This window comes from Mesorhizobium sp. M0514 (assembly GCF_040321145.1).
Lineage (GTDB): Bacteria > Pseudomonadota > Alphaproteobacteria > Rhizobiales > Rhizobiaceae > Mesorhizobium.
Window position 1 is genome coordinate 17,738 of the sequence record NZ_JAMYQZ010000024.1, and the last position, 20,978, is coordinate 38,715.

General features: G+C 63.0%; 25 protein-coding genes, 1 other RNA gene and 1 pseudogene. 15 read left to right on the forward strand and 12 right to left on the reverse strand.

Going from position 1 to position 20,978, the window contains the following annotated elements:
* Positions 1 to 73: 73 nt before the first annotated feature.
* From NKI61_RS12510 to NKI61_RS12540, 7 genes are all read left to right on the forward strand, one after another.
* Positions 74 to 958 (forward strand): LysR family transcriptional regulator, encoded by an 885-nt coding sequence (locus NKI61_RS12510; protein WP_352839663.1) that lies wholly within the window; start codon positions 74 to 76, stop codon positions 956 to 958.
* 141 nt (positions 959 to 1,099) lie between these two features.
* Positions 1,100 to 1,666: an elongation factor P gene (gene efp / locus NKI61_RS12515; RefSeq protein ID WP_023668757.1), complete on the forward strand. Its 567-nt coding sequence runs from the start codon at positions 1,100 to 1,102 to the stop codon at positions 1,664 to 1,666.
* Between the two features lie 22 nt (positions 1,667 to 1,688).
* Positions 1,689 to 2,489, forward strand: coding sequence for an inositol monophosphatase family protein (locus NKI61_RS12520; protein ID WP_023684166.1), 801 nt, complete (start codon positions 1,689 to 1,691; stop codon positions 2,487 to 2,489).
* 110 nt (positions 2,490 to 2,599) lie between these two features.
* Complete coding sequence (gene trhA / locus NKI61_RS12525; RefSeq protein WP_023688947.1) at positions 2,600 to 3,316, forward strand: PAQR family membrane homeostasis protein TrhA; 717 nt, start codon at positions 2,600 to 2,602, stop codon at positions 3,314 to 3,316.
* A 179-nt stretch (positions 3,317 to 3,495) separates the two neighbouring features.
* Positions 3,496 to 4,521, forward strand: coding sequence for a MotA/TolQ/ExbB proton channel family protein (locus NKI61_RS12530; RefSeq protein WP_352839665.1), 1,026 nt, complete (start codon positions 3,496 to 3,498; stop codon positions 4,519 to 4,521).
* Between the two features lies 1 nt (position 4,522).
* A complete protein-coding gene (locus NKI61_RS12535) occupies positions 4,523 to 5,554 on the forward strand; it encodes a peptidoglycan -binding protein (protein WP_023684164.1) in 1,032 nt (343 codons plus the stop codon).
* A 239-nt stretch (positions 5,555 to 5,793) separates the two neighbouring features.
* Positions 5,794 to 6,219 (forward strand): hypothetical protein, encoded by a 426-nt coding sequence (locus tag NKI61_RS12540; RefSeq protein WP_023737876.1) that lies wholly within the window; start codon positions 5,794 to 5,796, stop codon positions 6,217 to 6,219.
* 78 nt (positions 6,220 to 6,297) lie between these two features.
* Here NKI61_RS12540 and NKI61_RS12545 read toward each other — a convergent pair whose 3' ends face one another.
* On the reverse strand, positions 6,298 to 6,651 hold the full coding sequence (locus tag NKI61_RS12545) for a DUF1304 domain-containing protein (protein ID WP_023668751.1): 354 nt from the start codon (positions 6,649 to 6,651) through the stop codon (positions 6,298 to 6,300).
* A gap of 146 nt (positions 6,652 to 6,797) precedes the next feature.
* Between NKI61_RS12545 and NKI61_RS12550 the strand changes: the two genes are divergently transcribed.
* On the forward strand, positions 6,798 to 8,285 hold the full coding sequence (locus NKI61_RS12550) for a carboxypeptidase M32 (protein WP_352839667.1): 1,488 nt from the start codon (positions 6,798 to 6,800) through the stop codon (positions 8,283 to 8,285).
* A gap of 10 nt (positions 8,286 to 8,295) precedes the next feature.
* Here NKI61_RS12550 and NKI61_RS12555 read toward each other — a convergent pair whose 3' ends face one another.
* Positions 8,296 to 10,098, reverse strand: coding sequence for an ABC transporter transmembrane domain-containing protein (locus NKI61_RS12555; RefSeq protein WP_023668749.1), 1,803 nt, complete (start codon positions 10,096 to 10,098; stop codon positions 8,296 to 8,298).
* A 204-nt stretch (positions 10,099 to 10,302) separates the two neighbouring features.
* On the opposite strand from NKI61_RS12555, the gene rpmE reads away from it, so the two are divergent.
* Positions 10,303 to 10,524, forward strand: coding sequence for a 50S ribosomal protein L31 (rpmE, locus tag NKI61_RS12560; RefSeq protein WP_023668748.1), 222 nt, complete (start codon positions 10,303 to 10,305; stop codon positions 10,522 to 10,524).
* A gap of 184 nt (positions 10,525 to 10,708) precedes the next feature.
* Here rpmE and NKI61_RS12565 read toward each other — a convergent pair whose 3' ends face one another.
* The gene (locus NKI61_RS12565; protein WP_023700270.1) at positions 10,709 to 11,350 is read right to left on the reverse strand and encodes a TetR/AcrR family transcriptional regulator; all 642 of its coding nucleotides are present in this window, start codon (positions 11,348 to 11,350) and stop codon (positions 10,709 to 10,711) included.
* A 118-nt stretch (positions 11,351 to 11,468) separates the two neighbouring features.
* On the opposite strand from NKI61_RS12565, the gene NKI61_RS12570 reads away from it, so the two are divergent.
* Both NKI61_RS12570 and NKI61_RS12575 read left to right on the forward strand, forming a co-directional pair.
* Positions 11,469 to 12,296, forward strand: coding sequence for an NAD(P)H-binding protein (locus NKI61_RS12570; RefSeq protein ID WP_023806576.1), 828 nt, complete (start codon positions 11,469 to 11,471; stop codon positions 12,294 to 12,296).
* A gap of 1 nt (position 12,297) precedes the next feature.
* Complete coding sequence (locus NKI61_RS12575; protein ID WP_352543841.1) at positions 12,298 to 12,774, forward strand: anthrone oxygenase family protein; 477 nt, start codon at positions 12,298 to 12,300, stop codon at positions 12,772 to 12,774.
* Positions 12,775 to 12,932: 158 nt separating this feature from the next.
* On the opposite strand, the gene NKI61_RS12580 is transcribed toward NKI61_RS12575, so the two are convergent.
* From NKI61_RS12580 to NKI61_RS12595, 4 genes are all read right to left on the reverse strand, one after another.
* Positions 12,933 to 13,223: an Rdx family protein gene (locus NKI61_RS12580; RefSeq protein WP_352543842.1), complete on the reverse strand. Its 291-nt coding sequence runs from the start codon at positions 13,221 to 13,223 to the stop codon at positions 12,933 to 12,935.
* Positions 13,220 to 14,008: an RDD family protein gene (locus tag NKI61_RS12585; RefSeq protein ID WP_352839669.1), complete on the reverse strand. Its 789-nt coding sequence runs from the start codon at positions 14,006 to 14,008 to the stop codon at positions 13,220 to 13,222. The genes NKI61_RS12580 and NKI61_RS12585 overlap by 4 nt, the downstream gene beginning before the upstream one ends.
* Before the next feature lie 81 nt (positions 14,009 to 14,089).
* Positions 14,090 to 14,839, reverse strand: coding sequence for a YebC/PmpR family DNA-binding transcriptional regulator (locus NKI61_RS12590; RefSeq protein WP_023668740.1), 750 nt, complete (start codon positions 14,837 to 14,839; stop codon positions 14,090 to 14,092).
* A gap of 180 nt (positions 14,840 to 15,019) precedes the next feature.
* The gene (locus tag NKI61_RS12595) at positions 15,020 to 15,343 is read right to left on the reverse strand and encodes an ArsR/SmtB family transcription factor (RefSeq protein WP_352839671.1); all 324 of its coding nucleotides are present in this window, start codon (positions 15,341 to 15,343) and stop codon (positions 15,020 to 15,022) included.
* A gap of 51 nt (positions 15,344 to 15,394) precedes the next feature.
* Between NKI61_RS12595 and NKI61_RS12600 the strand changes: the two genes are divergently transcribed.
* The 3 genes and pseudogenes from NKI61_RS12600 to NKI61_RS12610 all read left to right on the forward strand — a co-directional run bounded on the left by NKI61_RS12600 (position 15,395) and on the right by NKI61_RS12610 (position 16,770).
* Complete coding sequence (locus NKI61_RS12600) at positions 15,395 to 15,877, forward strand: SRPBCC domain-containing protein (RefSeq protein WP_023684154.1); 483 nt, start codon at positions 15,395 to 15,397, stop codon at positions 15,875 to 15,877.
* A gap of 20 nt (positions 15,878 to 15,897) precedes the next feature.
* Positions 15,898 to 16,259, forward strand: a pseudogene (locus NKI61_RS12605) (VOC family protein).
* Between the two features lie 28 nt (positions 16,260 to 16,287).
* A complete protein-coding gene (locus NKI61_RS12610; RefSeq protein ID WP_352839673.1) occupies positions 16,288 to 16,770 on the forward strand; it encodes an SRPBCC family protein in 483 nt (160 codons plus the stop codon).
* Positions 16,771 to 16,792: 22 nt separating this feature from the next.
* Here NKI61_RS12610 and NKI61_RS12615 read toward each other — a convergent pair whose 3' ends face one another.
* From NKI61_RS12615 to ssrS, 5 genes are all read right to left on the reverse strand, one after another.
* Positions 16,793 to 17,554: a TerC family protein gene (locus tag NKI61_RS12615; protein WP_031205303.1), complete on the reverse strand. Its 762-nt coding sequence runs from the start codon at positions 17,552 to 17,554 to the stop codon at positions 16,793 to 16,795.
* Positions 17,555 to 17,627: 73 nt separating this feature from the next.
* A complete protein-coding gene (locus tag NKI61_RS12620) occupies positions 17,628 to 18,452 on the reverse strand; it encodes a TIGR00282 family metallophosphoesterase (protein ID WP_023668734.1) in 825 nt (274 codons plus the stop codon).
* A gap of 56 nt (positions 18,453 to 18,508) precedes the next feature.
* Complete coding sequence (locus NKI61_RS12625) at positions 18,509 to 19,036, reverse strand: DUF3592 domain-containing protein (protein ID WP_196813862.1); 528 nt, start codon at positions 19,034 to 19,036, stop codon at positions 18,509 to 18,511.
* 82 nt (positions 19,037 to 19,118) lie between these two features.
* Entirely contained in the window at positions 19,119 to 19,703 is a 585-nt protein-coding gene (locus NKI61_RS12630) for a 5-formyltetrahydrofolate cyclo-ligase (RefSeq protein WP_023698428.1), read from the reverse strand.
* Between the two features lie 92 nt (positions 19,704 to 19,795).
* Positions 19,796 to 19,951: non-coding RNA, 6S RNA (gene ssrS, locus NKI61_RS12635), on the reverse strand.
* 149 nt (positions 19,952 to 20,100) lie between these two features.
* On the opposite strand from ssrS, the gene NKI61_RS12640 reads away from it, so the two are divergent.
* Positions 20,101 to 20,940 (forward strand): AAA family ATPase, encoded by an 840-nt coding sequence (locus tag NKI61_RS12640; protein WP_023694573.1) that lies wholly within the window; start codon positions 20,101 to 20,103, stop codon positions 20,938 to 20,940.
* The last annotated feature ends 38 nt before the right edge of the window (positions 20,941 to 20,978 follow it).

Below are 20,978 nucleotides of genomic sequence, written 5' to 3' on the forward strand. Positions count from 1 at the left end.
GTCCTTCCGTTTGAATGGAAAATCGCTTGCCAGGCGGTGGATTTCAAATTTATAATGTTCAGAATGATTATGCTTGCAAAACATCGTTCTGGCTATGCTTGAGGAATTGCGCACGCTCGCCCTGTTTGCCGAGGAGGGCTCGATCCAGAAGGTCGCCCGGCGCCTGCCGCTGACGCAGCCGGCTGTGACCCGGCAAATCCAGCGGCTGGAGGACATGCTTGGCACGACGCTGCTCGACCGCCGGCAAAAGCCGCCGCGACTGACGCCGACGGGGCTGGAAGTGCTGGCGCGCGGACGCGATATCATCGCTTCCGTAGAAGCGCTGAAATCCTTCGCCGGAAAGACCGAGCCGGAAGGACTGTTCCGCCTGGGTCTCGCCCATGGCCTCTCGGACCGCGACATCGCCGGGGCCATCGGCAACGCCGCGGCGGCGTTCCCGAAAGTGTCGCTACGGCTCAAGACCGGCTGGAGCGCCGAACTGATCGATCAATTCGAACGCGGCGAGCTCGATGTGACGATTGTTCTGCGATCGTCGGATAAGCCAGGCCCGGAAGCGCTTGGCACTGAACGTCTTGGCGTCATAGCTGCGTCCACCGTCCCCGATCCGGAAGACGGTGGCCGGACACCCATGCCGTGGGTGCTTAGTCCGGCCCCTTGCGACGCGCGCCAGAAACTCATGTCGGTTCTGGTCGGCGGAAGGCGTTGTTTCGAGATCGCGGCGGAGATACAGGATCCGGCCTTGCAGATGGAATGGGTCCGTCGGGGGCACGGCCTTGGGCTAGTGCCGTTGCGTCTTGCAAGGCGCGGACTTCCCGACGGCCTCATGCTGGTCAACACGGAAGATGTCGACCTTTCCTTGCAGGTCGCCGCACTTCGTTCGCCTCATCTCAACCGGCTGACTGAGGCTGCGGATGCCATAGTCGAGGCCGTCGGCAAAGTCATTGCAGCCCAGGTTTGAGGCTACCGGCCCTTGTCGGGCGATCTGGCATCCCTTGCCTCTCCTGCCGATTTGTGGTCTTGGGGGCCTGAAATCGCTTGTCCAGCGACCATCCCCATACCAACGGCCAAGCCGTTGGTAGCATCCCGGATCAATCTCATCATGGCCAAGATCAATGGCAACGAAATCCGTCCCGGCTATGTCATCGAGCACGATGGCGGCCTTTGGGTGGCGGTCAGGACCAACACCGTCAAGCCCGGCAAGGGCGGTGCCTACAACCAGGTCGAACTGAAGAACCTGATCAACGGCACCAAGCTCAACGAGCGCTTCCGCTCGGCCGAGACCGTCGAGCAGATCCGGCTCGACCTGAAGGATTTTTCCTTCCTCTACGCCCAGGACGACGCACTGGTGTTCATGGACACGCAGAGCTACGAGCAGCTCGAGCTGGCGAAGGATTTCGTCGGCGACCGCGCCGCCTTCCTGCAGGACGGCATGATGGTGACGGTCCAGCTCTATGAGGACAGGCCGATCGGCATTTCGCTGCCCGACCAGGTGACGCTGACCATCACCGAGGCCGACCCGGTGGTGAAGGGCCAGACGGCCGCGTCCTCGTACAAGCCGGCGGTCCTGGAAAACGGCATCCGCGTGCTGGTGCCGCCATTCATCGGCGCCGGCGAACGCATCGTCGTCGACACCAACGAACTCACCTACATGCGCCGCGCAGACTGACACGTAGGCAGGAACAGATACGATGGCACGCTCCGCACTTCTCAATGTCATGGTCCAGGCCGCCATGAAGGCCGGCCGCTCGCTGTCGCGCGACTTCGGCGAGGTGCAGAACCTGCAGGTGTCGATGAAGGGACCGGGCGACTATGTCAGCCAAGCCGACCGCAAGGCCGAGGACATCCTGTTTGCCGAACTGTCGAAGGCACGGCCGGGCTATGCCTTCCTGATGGAAGAGCGCGGCATGATCGCAGGGGACGACGACCAGCACCGTTGGATCGTCGACCCGCTCGACGGCACCACCAATTTCCTGCACGGCATTCCGATCTTTTCCATCTCGATCGCGCTGGAGCGACAGGGCCAGTTGGTCGCCGCTGTCATCTACAATCCGGCAATGGATGAGCTCTACACCGCCGAGCGCGGCGGCGGCGCCTTCATGAACGATCGCCGGCTGCGCGTTGCCGGCCGCAGCAAGCTCACCGACTGCGTCATCGGCTGCGGCGTGCCGCATCTCGGCCGCGGCCAGCACGGCAATTTCCTCGTCGAGTTGCGCAATGTGATGGCCGAGGTCTCGGGCGTGCGCCGCCTGGGTTCCGCCGCGCTCGATCTCGCTTATGTCGCCGCCGGCCGCATGGACGGCTTTTGGGAAACCGGCCTTTCGGCCTGGGACATTGCCGCCGGCCTGCTGCTGATCCGCGAGGCCGGTGGCTTCGTCTCCGACATGGATGGAGGCCAGGATATGCTCGAGGCGGGTTCGCTCGTCGCCGGCAACGAGGTCATCCAGCGCGCGCTGCTCAAGGCGGTGAAGAAGCCGCTTTCGGCGCGCTGATCACTTGGCATGCCGGCGCGGCGTGCTGAAGCGCCGCAGTCGCAAAACCGCAATCAAAGCTTGAAATACTGCCCGGCGGCCGCCCAGATAAGGGTGACGCAGGATTTTTTATGACGAGCATACCTTCACTATCCTCGCGAGAAGCGCAGCCAGACCAGCCAGTTGAAATCCCTTATGTCGGGCGTTGGCACTACTCGCGTGCGGAGATGATCGCCGATGGCATCGTCCATGCGGTCGGCATCGTGCTGGCGATAGCCGCCGGCTCGGCGTTGCTGGCGCTGGCCGCCTTCCATGCCGGTCCCGGCGAATACATCGCCGCCGCCTTCTTCGTGGTGTCGCTGCTGACTGTGCTGTCGATTTCGCTGACCTACAATCTGTGGCCGGTGACGTCGCCGGCGAAGTGGATCTTGCGGCGCTTCGATCATGCGGCGATCTATCTCCTGATCGCCGCGACCTACACGCCCTTTCTGGCCCAGCTCGACGGCTCGCCGCTGGCGCTGCCGATGATTGTCCTTGTCTGGACCGCTGCTTTGACCGGCATTGCCATGAAAGTGTTCCTGCCCGGCCGCTTCGATCGTCTGGCCATTGTCTTCTATCTCGCCATCGGCTGGAGCGGCGTCGTCCTGGTCAAGCCGCTGGTGGCGACGTTGCCGACGACCTCGATCGCGCTGATTGTCGCCGGCGGCATCGTGTACTCCTGCGGCGTCATCTTCTTCGCCTGGAAACGCCTGCGCTTTCACAATGCCCTCTGGCACGGCTTTGTCGTCACCGGCGCCGGGCTGCATCTTGCCGCCATGGTCGACTGCCTGGTCGTCAACCGCCTCTGAACGGCGTGGTGCGGCCCGACAGTCGGGCAATATTGCCAAGCGCCATTCAATTTGGTCACAATTCCGTTTAGAGTCGCGAATTACGTGATCGGCGGCACTGGAGCGGTTCCAGGGAAGTATGAGCGGCTTCCCGTTCGGAATTGCGTCAAGGCAAATAGAGCATCGGAAACGGGGCACGGATGGCTTTTCTCAGATTCTTCGGCGTGGGCAGGCGTTCTGATGTCCTGATGTACGATCCGCACAAACTGTCGAGCCCGCAGGTCTTCCTCCTGACCATGGTCATCTTCCTGGTCATCGTCGCCTTCATCGCCGCCATCCTCACCCGCCAGATCTCGACCGCTTTCGGGAGCAATCCCGGCCTCAACGGCCTGATCGTCGGCGTCCTTGTGGTCGGCATCCTGCTTGCCTTCGCCCAGGTCGGACGACTGTTTCGCGAAGTGCGCTGGGTCAATTCCTTCCGCGCCGGTTCCGAAACCACCGAGCCGGTGCTGCTGGCGCCGATGAAGGCGATGATCGGCCGCTCCTCGACGGTCGCCTTCTCGACGTCTTCGATGCGCACCATGCTGGATTCGATCGCCACCCGCCTCGACGAAAGCCGCGACACCTCGCGCTATCTCGTCGGGTTGCTGGTGTTCCTCGGTCTGCTCGGCACCTTCTGGGGCCTGCTCAACACCATCGGCTCGATCCGCGAAACCATCGAATCGCTCGATCCCGGCACCGGCGACGCCGCCGCCGTGCTCGATTCGCTGAAGCAGGGGCTGTCGGCGCCGCTGGCCGGCATGGGTACGGCCTTTTCGTCCTCGCTGTTCGGCCTTTCCGGGTCGCTGGTGCTAGGCTTCCTCGACCTGCAGGCCGGCCGCGCGCAGACCCGCTTCTATACCGAGCTTGAAAACTGGCTGTCCTCGGTCACCGATCTCTCCTCCGACATCGCCGTCGCCGACCCGGCCAAGACTGAATCCTCCGACGAGATCCGGGTCCTGTCGGAACGGCTGCGCAGCATGCAGGAAAGCGGCGGCGGCTCCAATCCGCGCGTCGCCACCGCCATGGCCAATCTCGCCGACGGCATTTCCGGCCTGGTCAAGAACATGCGCTCCGAGCAGCAGATCATGCGCGACTGGGTCGAGGCCCAGTCGGACGAGCAGAAGGCGATGCGCAACACGCTGGAAAAGATCGCCGACGCGCTGAAGAAACCCGGGGTCCACTAGCATGGCTCTCGCCAGGGGCCGGCGCACCGATCGCCGGATCGACTATTGGCCGGGCTTCGTCGACGCGCTGTCGACGCTGCTGCTCGCCATCATGTTCCTGCTCACCGTTTTCGTGCTGGCGCAGTTCCTGCTCGGACGCGAACTCTCCGGCAAGGATACGGCGCTCACGCGCCTCAACTCGCAGATCAACGAACTGACGCAGTTGCTGGCGCTGGAGCGCTCGAGCGCGCAGGACAAGGACGATTCGCTGGCCAATCTGCAGGCGTCGCTGTCGGCCGCCGAAGCTGAGAAGAGCCGGCTCGAGCAGCTGCTGGCGCAAGGTGCCGGCGCCGGCGACGCCGCCACCCAGCGCGCCGCGGAACTCGGCGGCGAACTCGACAGCCAGCGCCAGATCAGCCAGCAGGCGCTGAGCCAGGTCGAGATCCTGAACCAGCAGATCGCAGCACTGCGCAAGCAGATCGGCGCGCTCGAGGACGCCCTCAATGTGTCCGAAACGCGCGACCGCGATTCCAACACCAAGATCGCCGATCTCGGCCGTCGGCTCAACGTCGCGCTGGCGCAGCGCGTGCAGGAGCTGAACCGCTATCGCTCCGACTTCTTCGGCCGCCTGCGCGAAATCCTCGCCGACCGCGAGAACATCCGCATCGTCGGCGACCGCTTCGTCTTCCAGTCGGAAGTTCTGTTCCCGACCGGGTCGGAAGTGATCAACGATGCCGGCAAGGTCGAGATGAAGAAGCTCGCCGATGCCATCATCGAGTTGCAAAAGGAAATCCCGCCCGAGATCAACTGGGTGCTGCGCGTCGACGGCCACACCGACAACAAGCCGCTGTCCGGCGCCGGCCGCTATCGCGACAATTGGGAATTGTCGACGGCGCGTTCGACCTCGGTGGTCAAGTTCCTGATCGAGAACGGCGTGCCCGCCAACCGGCTGGTTGCGGCCGGCTTCGGCGAATTCCAGCCGCTCGACCCCGCTGACACCGAAGACGCCCGCAACAAGAACCGACGCATTGAACTGAAGCTCACCGAACGGTGATTTTCAGTCACGCGAAATTGTTTGCCGGCTCAACTCTAGGGCGCAACGCCAGGTCGGCAAGGCCTGAAAACATTATCTTTCTTTAATTACACTTCGCGTTTCCGGGCTCCTACTTTGACGCGCAGGGCCGAGAACCGCCGGCGATGCCTCCCATCGCGACGCGACGGAACCGGACGGCCCGCTTCCGGAAGGCGGAGCGAAAGCGCTTGCCCCTTCCATAGCAGGAGGAGACGCACATCATGCGCTCTTTGAAGACTCTCAGGACCGCAACCCTCACGACACTTCTGATCACTGTTCCACTCGCCGGCGCCTATGCCGCCGGACATCACAAGGGCGCCCTCGACGCCAGCGACCCGACCGACATGACCGGTCCGCGTGTGACCGGCCTGATCGAGCAGGTGCGGGGCGTCGAACAGGGCATCGCGGATGCGCGCGAAACCAAGGGCATCTCGACCTCGGAAGCGCAGTGGCTGCATCTGCGTGCGGCGCATATCGGCCAGGCCGCCGAACGGGTCGCCGCTTCGGACCATGGCCGGATCCCGGCCGCGCAATATCACGATCTGCTGCGCCGCCTCGACAATGTCGATCAGAGGCTGATGTCCGACACCGGCAGCGGCTTCATGATCGGTGATGGCTCCGACGGCGGGAATTATCCGAACGGCTGAGATCCGCTCTGATATCTCCAGGAATGAGGAAGGGACTGTCTGACGCCCCCGGATCTGGCTCCGAGGGCGTCTTTTTTGTCACCAGCCCAGCCACAGCGCAGCGAGGGCCAGCACCGCCGGCACGGTCTGAATATAGAGGATCTTCCGGCTGGCAGTCGCCGCGCCATAGAGGCCGGCGACGGCGATGCAAAGCAGGAAGAACACCTTGATCTGGAATCCCGCCGCGCCGAGATAGAGGCCCCAGATCAGCCCGGCGGCAAGGAAGCCGTTGTAGAGCCCCTGATTGGCGGCGAGCACCTTCGATGCGCTGGCGAAGTCCGGCTTGAGGTTGAACGCCCTGTGCCCGCGCGGTGTGTCCCACGCCACCATCTCCAGATAGACGATAAAGAGGTGGATCAGGGCCACCAGCCCGACCAGGATATTGCCGATCATCTTAGTCTCCCCTCCATGGCGGTGTTCCACCGTCAGCCAGCATTCCACGCACCAGCTCACCGGCGCAAGCTGCATAGCCACCTTTGAGGGTTGCCAATCCTGGCGCGTTGGTATCTTTTCCCGCGGTCCAAAACGCGGAACCTGTCATGTCTTTTCAGAAGCTCGATGATCTCGGCCACAAGCTCGAAGCGCTGGAACATGCGCTCGCTATCCTCGGCGCCGACGAGGCGACCCACATGGCCGTCGGCGGCGGCGAGAAGCGCGCCGAAGCCATGTCGTCCCTGGCCGGGATGCTGCATATCAGGGCAACGGCGCCGGAGATCGCCGACTGGCTCGCCGCCGCCGAACAGGAGGCGCTGAACGAGGAGCAGCAGGCGGCGGTCCGCGAACTGCGTCGCCAATACACCAACCTGACCTGCCTGCCGGTCGAATTCGTCGAGCGCCAGACGGTGGCGCGTATGCGCTCCGAGCAGCTCTGGCGCGACCTGCGCGGCAAGAATGACTGGGCCGGATTCCTGCCGGCGCTCGAAGGTGTCATCGCGCTGGTGCGCGAGGAAGCCGCCCTGCGCGCCGACGCGCTCGGCCTCGATCCCTACGACGCACTGATGGAGCAATACGATCCTGGCAACCGCGCCGCCGACATCACGCCGGTCTTCACCGAGCTGAAGACATTCCTGAAGGGCTTCGTGCCGGAAGCGCTGGCCGTACAGGAAGCGCGACTGGCCAAGCGCCCGCTGAAGCCGCTCTCCGGCAGCTATGCGATCGACAAACAGCGCGAGCTTGGTCTCGCCATGATGGCTTCGGTCGGCTTCGACCTCACCCATGGTTCTCTGTCAGTATCGCACCATCCCTTCTGCGGCGGCGTGCCGAGCGACGTGCGCATCACCACCCGCTACAAAACGTCCGATTTCCTGTCGGCTTTGATGGGCGTGCTGCACGAGACCGGCCACGCGCTCTACGAGCAGAACCTGCCGAAGGCCTGGGCGCACTGGCCGCTGGGCAAGGCGCGCGGCATGGCGGTGCATGAAAGCCAGAGCCTGTTCGTCGAGAAGCAGATCGGCCGCAACCCCGAATTCTGGCGCTGGGCGCTGCCGGTGGTGGAAAAGCATCTCGGCGAGGCCTGGTCGCTCGACGACATCCTGCCGCATGTGCACCGGGTCGAGCGCGGCCTGATCCGCGTCGACGCCGACGAGGTCACCTACCCGCTGCATGTCATCCTGCGCTACGAGTTGGAGCAGGAGCTGGTCTCGGGGCGGCTGCAGGCGGCCGACCTGCCCGAAGCGTGGGACGCCAAGATGCGGGAGTATCTTGGCCTTTCGACCATCGACAACCCAGCCGACGGACCGATGCAGGACGTGCATTGGCCAGGCGCCGCCTTCGGCTATTTCCCGTCCTATACGCTGGGCGCCATGATGGCGGCGCAGCAATGGGCTGCGCTGACGCGCGACCATCCTTCAGCCGACAGCGATCTCGCCAGGGGCAATTTCGCCGCCATCAATGACTGGCGCCGCGACAATATCTGGTCGCAGGGATCGCGCTGGTCGACGCCCGAACTGCTTGAGCGCGCCACGGGCGAGAAACTGAATGCCGCGCATTTCACCGAGCATCTCCGCAAGCGGTATGGTCCCGCCTGATTGCGGGTTGCTACTCCGCGGCACCCCTGAAGGCGCTTGCTCCGGTTTCGAACTGCAGCTTGGCCAGCCTTGCATAGATTCCGCCCTTGGCGACCAGGCTCTGGTGCGTGCCTTCCTCGACGATGCGGCCGCCATCCATGACCAGGATGCGGTCGGCCTTCAGCACGGTCGCCAGCCGGTGGGCGATGACGATGGTGGTGCGGCCCTGCATCAGCCGTTCCAGCGCCGTCTGCACCAGCGTTTCGCTTTCGGCGTCGAGCGCCGACGTGGCCTCGTCGAGCAGCAGGATCGGCGCGTCGCGCAGGATGGCGCGGGCGATCGCCACGCGCTGGCGCTGGCCGCCGGACAAGGTCACACCGCGCTCGCCGACCTGGCTGTCGTAGCCCTTGTCGAGCCTGAGGATGAACTCGTCGGCCAGCGCGTCCCTGGCGGCGGCCTCGATCTCGGCATTCGTCGCGCCCGGCCGGCCAAAGCCGATATTGTCGCGCGCGCTTGCCGCAAAGATGGTGACATCCTGCGGCACGATCGCAATGCGCTCCCGCACTTCAGCCGGATCGGCTTCGCGCACGTCGACGCCGTCAATGGCGATGCGGCCGGTTTCTGGATCGTAGAAGCGCAGGATCAGCGAAAAGACGGTGCTCTTTCCGGCGCCCGACGGGCCGACGATCGCCACCGTCTCGCCGGGCTTGACCTGAAAACTCAAGCCGTGGACGGCGGCACGGTCCGGCCTTGCCGGGTAGGAGAAGGAGACGTCGTCGAAACTGATCGCGCCTGTCGCCTTGGCGGGCAGCGGCAGCGGATTGGCCGGCGGTTGAATCGCCGGCGTCTCGTCGAGTATCTCGGTCAGCCTTTCGGCCGCACCCGCCGCCTGGGCAAGCTCGCCCCAGACTTCCGACAGTGCGCCCAGCGCGCCTGCGGCAAACACGGAGTAAAGCAGGAACTGGCCGAGCGTACCGGGCGACATCGTGCCGGCAAGCACGTCACGCGAGCCGAACCACAACACCGCCACGACCGAGGAAAAGATCATGAAGATGGCAAAGAAGGTGAGCAGCGATCGGGAGAAGATCGACGAGCGCGCCGCTTGGAAGGCGGCTTCCACCGCGGCCGAGAACCGCCCGGTGACCAGCGTCTCGTTGGTGAACGCCTGCAGCGTGCGCACCGCGCCGATCTGCTCGCTGGCATAGGCGGTCGCTTGCGCCAGCGTATCCTGCGCCTGCCGTGACCGGCGCCTCACCGAACGGCCGAACGCGACCAGCGGCAGCACGATGAGCGGAATGGCCGCGATCACCAGGCCCGACAGTTTCGGGCTGGTGACGACCATCATCGCCACCGCGCCAAGGCCGAGGATGACGTTGCGCAACGCCACGGAGGCGGTGGCGCCGACCGCGGATTTCACCTGCGTGGTGTCGGCGGCAAGCCGCGAGACGATCTCGCCCGATTGCGCGGTGTCGAAGAAGGACGGCGAAAGCGTCGTGACATGCGAAAACACGTCGCTGCGGATGTCGGCAACGACCCGCTCGCCGAGCGTGATGACGAAGTAGTAGCGTCCGGCCGACGCTGCCGCCAGAATGGCTGCCATCGCCACCAAAGCGGCGAAATACTCGGCGATGAAGACGGTGCCGGAAGCACTGAAACCGTGATCGATCATGCGCCGCACGGCCAGCGGCAGCGCCAGCGTCGTCGCCGCGGCGATGGCGAGCGAAATGAGGGCGCCTATGACCAGTTTGCGGTAGCGGAATATGTAGGGATATAGGCGCCTGAGCGGCCCGAGCGAGCGCCTGCGCCCGTCTTGCTCGCCGCTGATGTCCGCCATGACCGTTTCCTCTGGCCGCTCCAGGTGGGCGCGTTCAATATGCGCCTGCCGTGGCCTTGTGATTCAATTCCGGCTGATGTATAGGCTCGCCGACCGTTTTAGAAGCCGTGGCTTTTCAATAGCTGCGGCTTCGAGTTTTAAAAAGGGGCGCATCGACGCAGGCCGCGGGCCCGTCTGTAGCGCCGCAAGCCAGGAAGCACGACAATGAAGGCCGATATCCATCCCGACTACCACACCATCAAGGTCGTCATGACCGATGGCACCGAATACTCGACCCGTTCGACCTGGGGCAAGGAAGGCGATACGATGAACCTCGATATCGACCCGACCACGCACCCGGCCTGGACCGGCGGCCAGCAGACCCTGCTCGACCGCGGCGGCCGCCTGTCGAAGTTCAAGAAGCGCTTCGAAGGCTTCGGCCTCTAAAGTTTACCTGTATCGCTGAATCAAGAACCCGCCTTTGTGGCGGGTTTTTTGTTGCCGCCAAAGTCAGTCGCTTCAAGCTAACGCGCCGATACCTCCCGCTTGTGGGGAGGTCGGCCCAAGGGTCGGGTGGTCCGACGCCTCCACCCTGCTGCTTCGAAGCGACCCTTCCCAGGGTGGTGCGAGCCTACCCGTCCACCAATTCCCGCAGCGCCATGCGCTTGTAGGCGGCGACCAGCCTGTCGCCCTCCTGCCGGTCGACCGAGATCGCCAGCCGCACGGCAGCCTCGCCCATCTGCCAGACGAGGAAGGCCGTCGTCTCCAGCGCCACCGGATCGGCGCCGGGATGCAGCCGCTTCAGCACCGTGGTCAGGAATTCGGCATTCGCCCGGCTGTCGGCAAGTTCGAGCTGGCGCAGCGCCTTGTCGGCCTGCGTGCCCGACCAGATGTCGCGCATCACCGGCTCGGCCAGGAACAGCTGGTAGTAGATATCGACCAGCTCCGAAAACGCCTGCCGCAGGCCCTCGGCGTCGACGACATCCTTGAGCGCCGAGGAGATGCAGGCCTGGCTTTCGGCGGTATAGCGCTCGGCCAGCGCCCAGACGATCGCCCGCTTGTCGGGAAAGAACTGGTAGAGCGAGCCGATCGACACCGCGGCCCGCTCCGCCACCTCGCCCATGCGCATGGCGTCGCTGCCTTGCTCGGCAATCAGCGCCGAGGCTGCGGCCAGCATGCGCTCGACCCGCTCGCGGCTGCGCTGCTGGGTGGGCGCCCGTCGCGGCGATGCGACCTGCTCCTGGGCAGATGCGGGCGTTGCTGTGTCTTCCATGACGGCCTCCGGTCTCGACAAAATCTGCCAACAAACGGCTTGACTCCCAAAATACGAGGGTTTATCACGTTTTGCAAATGTGAGGATTACTCACATTTGCAAACAAAGGAAAACCCCAATGACTAACACCAAACCAGTCCTGATCCTCGGTGGCACTGGCAAGACCGGCCGTCGCCTCGCCGAGCGGCTGACCTCACAGGGCATTCCCGTGCGCATCGGCTCGCGTTCCGGCAGCCCCCGCTTCGACTGGGAGGTTCCGGCGACCTGGGAGCCTGCGATGCAGGGCGTGGGCGCCGTCTACATCAGTTACTATCCCGACATCGCCGTGCCGGGCGCCGCCGAGACCGTCGGCGCCTTCGCCAGGCTTGCGGTAGCAAATGGCGTCACCCGCATGGTGCTGCTCTCCGGCCGCGGCGAGACCGAAGCCCAGCGCGCCGAAGAGATGGTCAAAGCCTCGGGCGCTGACTGGACGATCCTGCGTTGCGCTTGGTTTTCGCAGAATTTCAGCGAAGGTTTTCTCGTCGAGTCCTTGCGGCAAGGCGAAGTGGCTTTGCCTGTCGGCCCTGTTGGCGAGCCCTTCGTCGATGTCGACGACATCGCCGATGCTGCCTTCGTTGCGCTGACCGAACCGGGTCATGTCGGCCAGCTCTATGAGTTGACCGGGCCGCGGCTGCTAAGCTTCGCCGACGCGGTTGCTGAGATCGCCAAGGCGACCGGCCGCGACATCCGCTATATCAAGATCTCGCATGACGAATTCACCGCCGCGACGGCGGCATACGAACTGCCGCCCGAAATCGCCTGGCTGCTCAACGAGCTGTTCACCGAAGTGCTTGACGGCCGCAACGAGACGCTGACCGACGGCGTCCAGCGTGTGCTCGGCCGCGCGCCGAAAGACTTTTCCGCCTACGCAAATGAAACCGCTGCAACCGGCATCTGGAGCAACTGAGATGATCAAGCTTCTTCCCACCCTCACCATCATCGCCGCCATCGGCTCGGGCGTCGTCGGCGGCGTGTTCTTCGCCTTTTCCAACTTTATCATGTCGGCGCTTGCCCGGCTGCCGGTCCCCCAAGGCATCGCAGCGATGAATTCGATCAACATCACGGTGATCACGCCCACCTTCATGACGGCGCTGTTCGGCACCGGCCTGCTCTGTCTGGTGCTTATCGCCGCCGTTCTCATGGGGTGGAGCCAGTCCGGCTTATACTGGCTGCTTGCCGGCGCCGTGATCTATTTGATCGGCAACCCGATCGTGACCATGGTCTTCAATGTGCCGCTCAACGATGCGCTCGCCGCCGTCGACCCGGCCAGCGCCAATGGCGCAGCCGTGTGGGCTAACCATCTGAATCAATGGGTGATGTGGAACCACGTCCGCACCATCACCGCCATCGTGTCGATGGCCTGCTTCATCTTCGCATTGCTCTGAAAGTCGTCAAGCAAGGTAAGCTGTGTTGAGATTCAGGTCAGGTCGAGTCGAAAATGGTGGCTTCCGAGAACCGGAGCGGAGCGTACTCAAGTACGTGTGCACCGGAAGCGCAGGAAGCCGTCATTTGCAGGCCGGCCTCACCTGAATCTCGACGCAGATTAGGTCTTGCGGTCGGAATGGCCTAGATCGCGGTCTGGATCGATGACGTCGCGCACCAGCTGCTTGAGCTTGGCTGCATCTGGAAAGCCGCCGTCGCGCTTGCGGTCCCAGACCAGCACATCGTTGCAGGAAACGGTGAAGATGCCGCCTGTGCCCGGCACCAGCGTCACTTCACCAAGATCCGTGCCGAAGGTGGAGAGCAGTTCCTGCGCCATCCAGCCGGCCCGCAACAGCCACTGGCACTGCGTGCAATAGATGATGACCACGCGTGGCCTCTCCGGCACACTCATGTCTGGGTCTCCTGTATACGCACCGTGGTCTTTGCAAATCGATCGTGTATCGGGTCGTCGCCCAGAGCTATGGATATCGCGATCCAGACCGGCCAGATCAGCACCAAAACGAGAGCGGCGGATGCAACCACTATTTCCAGGCTGGAGTAATCCTGCACGCCACCGGGAGCGGTGCCCCAAGCCTGAAAAGCATACCAGCTTCCCGTCAGGACGATCGGTAATGCGCCGAGAAACTTGAAAAGTTGCCGCCGAACAGCCTTTCTCGCCGGCAGGCCGACCCTATGTCTGTCGTCCTCATCATGCACAATGAGCTCCGTGAGCCGCTTGCCGATTGATTGGCCGGACTTCAACTCCATAATGAGGAGATAAGACGCCAGAGCGATCAGCTCGAGGAAACCCAGGTCCAATGCTGCAGGCCTGAAATTTCCTTGCGAATCCAGATCGATCGAGATTGAGGAGGTTTCTCCAGGCTTTGAGCCCGGCGCCGTACCCACGCTCCATATGGCGACCGGCAAACCGAGTACTGATGTTCTACACACCTGCCAGTCATAACGGGCAAGTGTCGGGGCACCGTGAACCGTACCCTCCTGGCATAGTTTCCAGTTCAGCCAAAAGCTGCCTTTTACGCCACCGTTGGTCAGCAGAAATAGAGCCCCTACGAGCAAATAGAGGGCGATCAGGATTACAAGGTAGTCGATGAGTGCAGCGAGAAACCGTCGCCATATGCCGGGCCGGCGAGGCCAGGCCACCGCATCGGCAAAACTTGCCTCTTTATAGTCGGTCATCGGCCCCCCCTGATAACTGACTAATCTATAGGCAGGCCGCCGTCATACAGCAATATTCGCATCCGACTGTATTGCACGGACCTACGCCGCGCTGAGCTTGGCCATGGTCTCGTCGTCGACCTCGAAATTGGCGTAGACGCTCTGCACGTCGTCATCGTCCTCGAGCGTTGCCACCAGTTTCATCAGCGATTGCGCCCGCTCTTCGTCGACCGGGACATTGTTCTGCGGCTGCCAGATCGGCTTCACCGATTCGGCCTCGCCAAGCGAGGCTTCCAGCGCCTTAGACACTTCGCCCATACTCTCGAACGCACAGTAGATGGTGTGGCCTTCCTCGTCGGACTCGACGTCATCGGCGCCGGCCTCGATCGCCGCGTCCATCACCTTGTCGGCGCTGCCGGCGGAGGCCGGATAGTAAATCTCGCCGGCGCGGTTCCACATGAACGACACCGAGCCGGTTTCACCAAGCGCACCCCCGGCTTTGGTGAAGGCGGCGCGCACGTTCGAGGCCGAGCGGTTGCGGTTGTCGGTCAGCGCCTCGACGATCAGCGCCACGCCGCCTGGCCCATAGCCTTCATAGCGCACCGCTTCGTAATTCTCGGCATCGCCCATCGATGCCTTGTTGATGGCGCGCTGGATGTTGTCCTTCGGCATCGACACCGCCTTGGCGTTCTGAATGGCCAGGCGCAAACGCGGGTTCATCGACGGGTCGGGCGTCCCGCTCTTGGCGGCGACGGTGATTTCGCGCGCCAGCTTGGAAAACATTTTCGACCGCACCGCGTCCTGCCGGCCCTTGCGGTGCATGATGTTCTTGAACTGTGAATGGCCGGCCATGGCACCCCTGTCGTCTTCGGCTAGAGCATCCCGAAGCGAGGTGGTCTCACCTCGTCCTCCCGGGTACTCGAATTCAAATTTTCAGAGCCGTCCAAGGTGCAACGCGATGGATGCACGGCGTTCTCTGTCGGAATGGCCGGCTTATAGATAAATCGGCTCAATTCGTCCAGCCGCGCCGGTTCAGCCCTCCAGATCGGACTTCAGCCGGTCGATAATGCTGAGCGCATGGCCGGCATACTGGCTGATCCAGCGGTCGTGGATGTGCTTGATCGGCAGCGCGTTGAGATGGTTCCAGCGCTCTCGCCCTTGGCGCTTTGCCACCACCAGTTCGGCTTCTTCCAGCACCTTGAGATGCAGCATGACGGTGCAGCGATCGATGTCGGGAAACGCCTCGCACAACATGCCGGTCGTCTGCGGCGCATCCTTCAGCTGATCCAGCAATTCGCGACGGCGCGGATGCGCCAACGCCTTGAAAACGTGATCGTCTGGGGTTTGGCTTGACATGTTATGTTTCTATAACATATCGTCGAGCCAATCAAGGAAGGAGCTGTGGATATGTCTCTTGGATTCAGAGTTTCCGGGCGCATCGGCAAACCGGTCGCAGAAGTCTTCGACGCAGTCGTCAATCCGGAGAAGCTCAGCGGCTATTTCACCACCATTGGCGGCGCCAGCGCCCCGCTGGAAGCCGGCATCGGTGTCGTCTGGTGGGGAAAAGTGCCGGTCGAGGTCGATGAAGTGGTCAAGGACAGCCGCATCGTGTTGCGCTGGGATGCCACAGATGCCGACGACAGGCCGGCCTACAAGACACGCATCGAGATGAACTTCGAGCCGCTGGACGATGGCGGCACCCTTGTGACCATTGCTGAATCCGGCTGGCCGGAAGGCGTGGTCGGCCTGCAGAAATCCTACCTCAATTGCGAGGGCTGGTCGCAGATGCTGGCTTGCATGAAGGCCTATGTCGAATACGGCATCAACCTGCGCGACGGCTACTACCGCGGCGAGATGAGGGGCGAGCCGGCCAACGAGACAAACAGATGAACCGCGCAACGGAGCCCGCAATGACCGCGAAGATCACCGGTGGCATCAACATCGCCATGAAAGTGCCCCCGCATCAATCGAGGCGACGATCGCCTTCTATCGTGATGTCGTCGGCTTGAAGCCATTCACCGCCAAGACGCCGGCCATCGGCTTCGAGCTTGGCCCAAACCGTCTGTGGATCGACGAGGCGCCGATGCTGAGCCAGGCCGAAGTCTGGCTTGAGCTTTTCACCGACAATTCTGCAGCCATTGCGGATCATCTCGCCAAGGCCGGCGTCGTCCATTGCGACGCGGTCGAGCCCCTGGGCAAAGGCTTTCGCGGCTTCTGGATCGCCAACCCGGCCAGCATCGTTCACATGGTGCGCGAGCCTGACGCCTGGTGAGCGCAAACCGGACAAAGAAGGAGCATCGATGGAAATTCACAAAACGCCGACTGCCGAAGCCGGCATGCTGATCAGGCGGCCGGTCGCCGAGGTCTTCGAGGCGATCGTCAACCCGGCCATCACCACGAAATTCTGGTTTACCCACAGCAGCGGCCGGCTGGATGGCGGCAAAGAGGTTCGCTGGGAGTGGCGCATGTACGGCGCCTCGGCGATGGTCAATGTCAGCGAGATCGTCGAGAACAAGAAGATCGTCATGCAATGGAGCGATCCGCCGACCACTGTGGTCTGGACATTCACGGAGATGCCCGGCGCCGAAACGCCTGACGGTGCGACCTTTCTTGAGGTCAGCAATTTCGGCTTCGCCGGCACCGCCTACGAGCAGGTCAAGCAAGCGATCGGCTCGACCGACGGCTTCGCACTAGTTCTTGCCGGCGCAAAGGCATGGCTGGAACAGGGCCTGTCGCTTGGCCTGATCGGCGACCGCTACCCAAACGGCGTGCCGGGGCGCTAGGGCCGCCCCTGCGGCGCCAGCCTCAATGCCCGCCGCCGGATTTCTTGCGCCGCCGCGCCAGCATGTTCAGGCCCTCGACCAGGGCGGAAAAACCCATGGCGGCGTAGATGTAGCCCTTCGGCACATGATAGCCCATTCCGTCGGCGATCAGCGTCATGCCGATCATCAGCAGGAAGCCCAGCGCCAGCATGACGATGCTCGGGTTCTTGGCGATGAAATTGGCCAGCGGCCCGGCCGCCAGCATCATCACGCTCACCGCCACGATCACGGCGATGTACATTATGGCAATCTCGTCGGTCATGCCGACGGCGGTGATGATCGAATCGATCGAAAAGACGAGATCGAGCAGCAGGATCTGGAAGATGGCGCCGGCAAGCGAGATCTGCAGCGTCTCGCCCATCATCGTATCCTTGTGGTCGTCGGGATCGACGGTGTGGTGGATTTCCTTGGTCGCCTTCCAGACCAGGAACAGGCCGCCGGCAATCAGGATCAGGTCGCGCCAGGAAAAGCCATGGCCGAACGCTGTGAACACCGGCGTCGTCAGCTGCACGATGATGGAGATGGTTGCGAGCAGCACCAGCCGCATGATCAGCGCCGCCGAGATGCCGAGACGGCGGGCGCGGGCGCGCTGCGCCTCAGGCAATTTGTTGGTCAGGATCGAGATGAAGATCAGATTGTCGATGCCGAGCACGACCTCGAGGACGATCAGCGTCAGCAACGCGACCCACGCGGTTGGATCGGAAACAAATTGAAAATGCGGCGCAAAGAACTCGATCAGCTGCATGGAGGTCGTCCCCTCTTTAACGATCTAGAGCAGTTTCGTCGCCAGTTAGGTACTTTACTCGACTATATCAATGTCAAGACCAGAAGGATGGCGCGGTTTCTTCGAGCCGCGGCCCGCGACGAAAAGGCGCGATCTTCTCGGTCAGGCCGGTGCGGTCGGAAATAGTGACGCCGACGCCGCACAATGTCGCCGGTCCGGTCGCCGCCTCGAAGCGGCCTTTCGGCACTTTCGACAGGAACCGGTTGAGCGGCTCTTCCTTGTCCATGCCGAGCGAGGAATCATAGTCGCCGCACATGCCGGCATCGGACATGTAGCCGGTGCCGCCATTGAGGATCTGGTGGTCGGCCGTCGGCTGGTGCGTATGGGTGCCGATGACGAGGCTGGCGCGGCCGTCGACGAAATGCGCGAAGCACATTTTCTCCGAGGTCGCTTCGGCATGGAAGTCGATGACCACGGCATCGGCCTGCTCGCCCAGCGGACAGGCGGCCAGCTCGCGCTCGCCGGCCTGGAACGGATCGTCGAGCTCGGGATGCATGAACACCCGGCCCATGATGTTGGCGACCAGCACGCGCGCGCCGTTTTTGGCGATATAGACGCCGGAACCGCGCCCCGGCGTGCCCTTGGGGAAGTTGGACGGGCGCAAGAAGCGCTCCTCGCGCGGCGCGAAGACCAGTGCGTCGCGCTGATCCCAGACATGGTTGCCGGTGGTGACGACATCCGCACCGGCGGCGATGGTGTCGCGAAAAATGTCTTCGGTGATGCCGAAGCCGCCGGCGGCGTTCTCGCCATTGACGATGACGAAGTCGAGTTTGAAATCCGAGATCAGGCCGGGCAGTTGTTCCCACACCGCCGTACGTCCCGATTTGCCCACCATGTCGCCGAGGAAGAGAAGTCTCATGCCCACTTCTATCCAGAGGCACGGACGCTAGGCAAGCGCTACCCGGGCGATTGGCGCTAACGCCGGCCGAAAGTACCACGCTGCTGTTGAGGCGGCTTGGCGCTCGCGCCCGCAACGCGAACTGCCGAAGGCATCATCGGTGACGCCGGCGGTGCGGTGCGTCCGCGCAGCCAGAAGAACCACACGTAAAAAACAGTGAACCCACCAGTAGCGGCCAGGAGCAACAGCCCGCCGCGCCAGCCCTTCATCGCCGCGGTATCGAGGATCGATGGATTGGCAGGGTTGTAATACAACTTCACCGCGTCGCCTTTGGACGCCGTGTAGAGGCCGATGTCCTTTCCCTTGCCGGACCACGTCATCGGTGCATCGTTCGCGACATAGGTGACAGCGACGTTGATGCCTTTCGCGGTGAGGCCATTACCCTGGGCTTCGCTGTAGGAACTGACATCCGTCACTGTGGCAACCGTCTGATGCCAGGCGAACTGGTGGTGCAGGGCCGTTCCGGAAATGTGCAATGCCATCGCGAACAGCGTTACCGCGATGAGGACGAACGGCATCAGCAGGAAGCGTGCGAAGACAAACATGATGGCCGCCATCGGCTCGGACTGTGTTGCCGGAATACTATCCGGCACGTCTTGGAAACGCGTTAAGCGGGATCGCGGTCTTTTAAGCGATGTCGAAGCGGCGCAAACCGCTCTCGGTCAGTATTTCCGGGATGATGACGTCGTGCGCCTCATCCGGCACCAGACCCACCTCCTGGCAATCGAAAGCGATGCCGATCAGTCGTGGCGGCTGGCCCTTGTCGATCAGCCTGGCGATGGCGCGATCGTAATAGCCGGCGCCATACCCGATGCGATGACCGCGGCTGTCGAAGGCCGCGAGCGGCACCAGCATCACCGCGGGATCGAGAACCTCGGCCTCCGCATGCGGACCGACCGTGCCAAAACCCATCTCGACCATCGGCGCGCCGCGCACCAGTTCGCGAAAGACGATGGTGGTCTTGTCGAGGATGGCCGGCAGGCAAAGCCTGGCCCCGTTCTCGCGCAAGGCGAACATCAGCGGCCTGACGTCGACTTCCGATCGCATCGGCCAGAAAGCTGAAACGATCTGACCCGGCTCGATGGCGAGGTGGTCGCGCGCCGTCTCGGCCATTTCAAGCGCGATCTCCACCCGCCACAGCGGATCGAGCGCATCGCGACGGCCGAGTGCCTCGAGGCGCAACTGCTTTTTCAGGTCTTTGGGAGATGTCATGCGCGGACGATAGAAAAGGTCGGATCTGGGTGACGTTTCATGAGCGACGTTTTCTACCACATCATCCGCCAAACTGGGCGGATAGAGGTAAGTGACGATCCACACAACCGGTGGAGAGAGCGATCCCGGGAACCTACAAAGTAGGTGGGCGCCGTATGAGAAAACCCACGGGTCTTCCCAGGGACAGCTCCCTAAGGATCGTTAAGGCCCCGGGGAAAATGTTCTCCTGCCGGGAAGCGCAGACCGCCAAGCCCAATATAGGCGGCTGGTCGGTCAAGCGCTAGTGACATGAGCCGATGTTTCCATTTCGATCTCACACGCTTTGGTTGCAGCCGGCTCGCCCTTGCACAGGTCAAGCAGCGTCCTTACGCTCGCGCTGACCAACCGAGGAGCAAGTATGCGTTTCGAAGGCACGGCGGCCTATGTCGCCGACAAGGATCTGATGGTGGCGGTGAACGCCGCGATCGCGCTGGAGCGGCCGTTGCTGGTCAAGGGCGAGCCGGGCACCGGCAAGACCGAGCTTGCCCGCCAGGTGGCATCGGCGCTCGGCCTCGACCTGATCGAATGGCACGTCAAGTCGACCACCCGTGCGCAGCAGGGACTGTATGAATATGATGCTGTCTCGCGGCTGCGCGACAGCCAGCTCGGCGATGCCAGGTTCAACGACATCAAAAACTACATCAAGCGCGGCAAGCTCTGGCACGCCTTCGCGGCCGGTAAGAAGGTCGTGCTGTTGATCGACGAGATCGACAAGGCCGATATCGAATTCCCCAACGACCTGCTGCAGGAACTCGACCGGATGGAGTTCTTCGTCTACGAAACCGGCGAAACGATCCGCGCCGCTGTGCGCCCCATCGTCATCATCACTTCCAACAATGAGAAGGAACTGCCCGACGCCTTCCTGCGCCGGTGCTTCTTCCACTACATCCGCTTTCCCGATGTCGACACGCTGCACAAAATCGTCGACGTGCACTATCCCGGCATAAAGCAGAATTTGGTGCGTGCTGCCCTGACCCAGTTCTACGAGATCCGCGATGTGCAGGGGTTGAAGAAGAAGCCGTCGACCTCCGAGGCGCTCGACTGGATCCGCCTGCTGGTCGCCGACGACATCGCACCCGAGGATCTGCGCGCCGACCCCAGGAACGCGCTGCCGAAGCTGCACGGCGCACTGCTCAAGAACGAACAGGACGTGCATCTGTTTGAACGCCTGGCCTTCATGGCCAGACGGCAGGGGTGAGGATCGAGGGTTGGCTGACAGCTACGGGCGGCTTTGGC

Bases quoted from the DNA above. Each gene is read 5' to 3' on its own strand.
- efp (WP_023668757.1), top strand. From the start codon at position 1,100: ATGGCCAAGATCAATGGCAACGAAATCCGTCCCGGCTATGTCATCGAG.
- NKI61_RS12520 (WP_023684166.1), top strand. From the start codon at position 1,689: ATGGCACGCTCCGCACTTCTCAATGTCATGGTCCAGGCCGCCATGAAG.
- trhA (WP_023688947.1), top strand. From the start codon at position 2,600: ATGACGAGCATACCTTCACTATCCTCGCGAGAAGCGCAGCCAGACCAG.
- NKI61_RS12530 (WP_352839665.1), top strand. From the start codon at position 3,496: ATGGCTTTTCTCAGATTCTTCGGCGTGGGCAGGCGTTCTGATGTCCTG.
- NKI61_RS12535 (WP_023684164.1), top strand. From the start codon at position 4,523: ATGGCTCTCGCCAGGGGCCGGCGCACCGATCGCCGGATCGACTATTGG.
- NKI61_RS12540 (WP_023737876.1), top strand. From the start codon at position 5,794: ATGCGCTCTTTGAAGACTCTCAGGACCGCAACCCTCACGACACTTCTG.
- NKI61_RS12545 (WP_023668751.1), bottom strand. From the start codon at position 6,651: ATGATCGGCAATATCCTGGTCGGGCTGGTGGCCCTGATCCACCTCTTT.
- NKI61_RS12550 (WP_352839667.1), top strand. From the start codon at position 6,798: ATGTCTTTTCAGAAGCTCGATGATCTCGGCCACAAGCTCGAAGCGCTG.
- NKI61_RS12555 (WP_023668749.1), bottom strand. From the start codon at position 10,098: ATGGCGGACATCAGCGGCGAGCAAGACGGGCGCAGGCGCTCGCTCGGG.
- rpmE (WP_023668748.1), top strand. From the start codon at position 10,303: ATGAAGGCCGATATCCATCCCGACTACCACACCATCAAGGTCGTCATG.
- NKI61_RS12565 (WP_023700270.1), bottom strand. From the start codon at position 11,350: ATGGAAGACACAGCAACGCCCGCATCTGCCCAGGAGCAGGTCGCATCG.
- NKI61_RS12570 (WP_023806576.1), top strand. From the start codon at position 11,469: ATGACTAACACCAAACCAGTCCTGATCCTCGGTGGCACTGGCAAGACC.
- NKI61_RS12575 (WP_352543841.1), top strand. From the start codon at position 12,298: ATGATCAAGCTTCTTCCCACCCTCACCATCATCGCCGCCATCGGCTCG.
- NKI61_RS12580 (WP_352543842.1), bottom strand. From the start codon at position 13,223: ATGAGTGTGCCGGAGAGGCCACGCGTGGTCATCATCTATTGCACGCAG.
- NKI61_RS12585 (WP_352839669.1), bottom strand. From the start codon at position 14,008: ATGACCGACTATAAAGAGGCAAGTTTTGCCGATGCGGTGGCCTGGCCT.
- NKI61_RS12590 (WP_023668740.1), bottom strand. From the start codon at position 14,839: ATGGCCGGCCATTCACAGTTCAAGAACATCATGCACCGCAAGGGCCGG.
- NKI61_RS12595 (WP_352839671.1), bottom strand. From the start codon at position 15,343: ATGTCAAGCCAAACCCCAGACGATCACGTTTTCAAGGCGTTGGCGCAT.
- NKI61_RS12600 (WP_023684154.1), top strand. From the start codon at position 15,395: ATGTCTCTTGGATTCAGAGTTTCCGGGCGCATCGGCAAACCGGTCGCA.
- NKI61_RS12610 (WP_352839673.1), top strand. From the start codon at position 16,288: ATGGAAATTCACAAAACGCCGACTGCCGAAGCCGGCATGCTGATCAGG.
- NKI61_RS12615 (WP_031205303.1), bottom strand. From the start codon at position 17,554: ATGCAGCTGATCGAGTTCTTTGCGCCGCATTTTCAATTTGTTTCCGAT.
- NKI61_RS12620 (WP_023668734.1), bottom strand. From the start codon at position 18,452: ATGAGACTTCTCTTCCTCGGCGACATGGTGGGCAAATCGGGACGTACG.
- NKI61_RS12625 (WP_196813862.1), bottom strand. From the start codon at position 19,036: ATGTTTGTCTTCGCACGCTTCCTGCTGATGCCGTTCGTCCTCATCGCG.
- NKI61_RS12630 (WP_023698428.1), bottom strand. From the start codon at position 19,703: ATGACATCTCCCAAAGACCTGAAAAAGCAGTTGCGCCTCGAGGCACTC.
- NKI61_RS12640 (WP_023694573.1), top strand. From the start codon at position 20,101: ATGCGTTTCGAAGGCACGGCGGCCTATGTCGCCGACAAGGATCTGATG.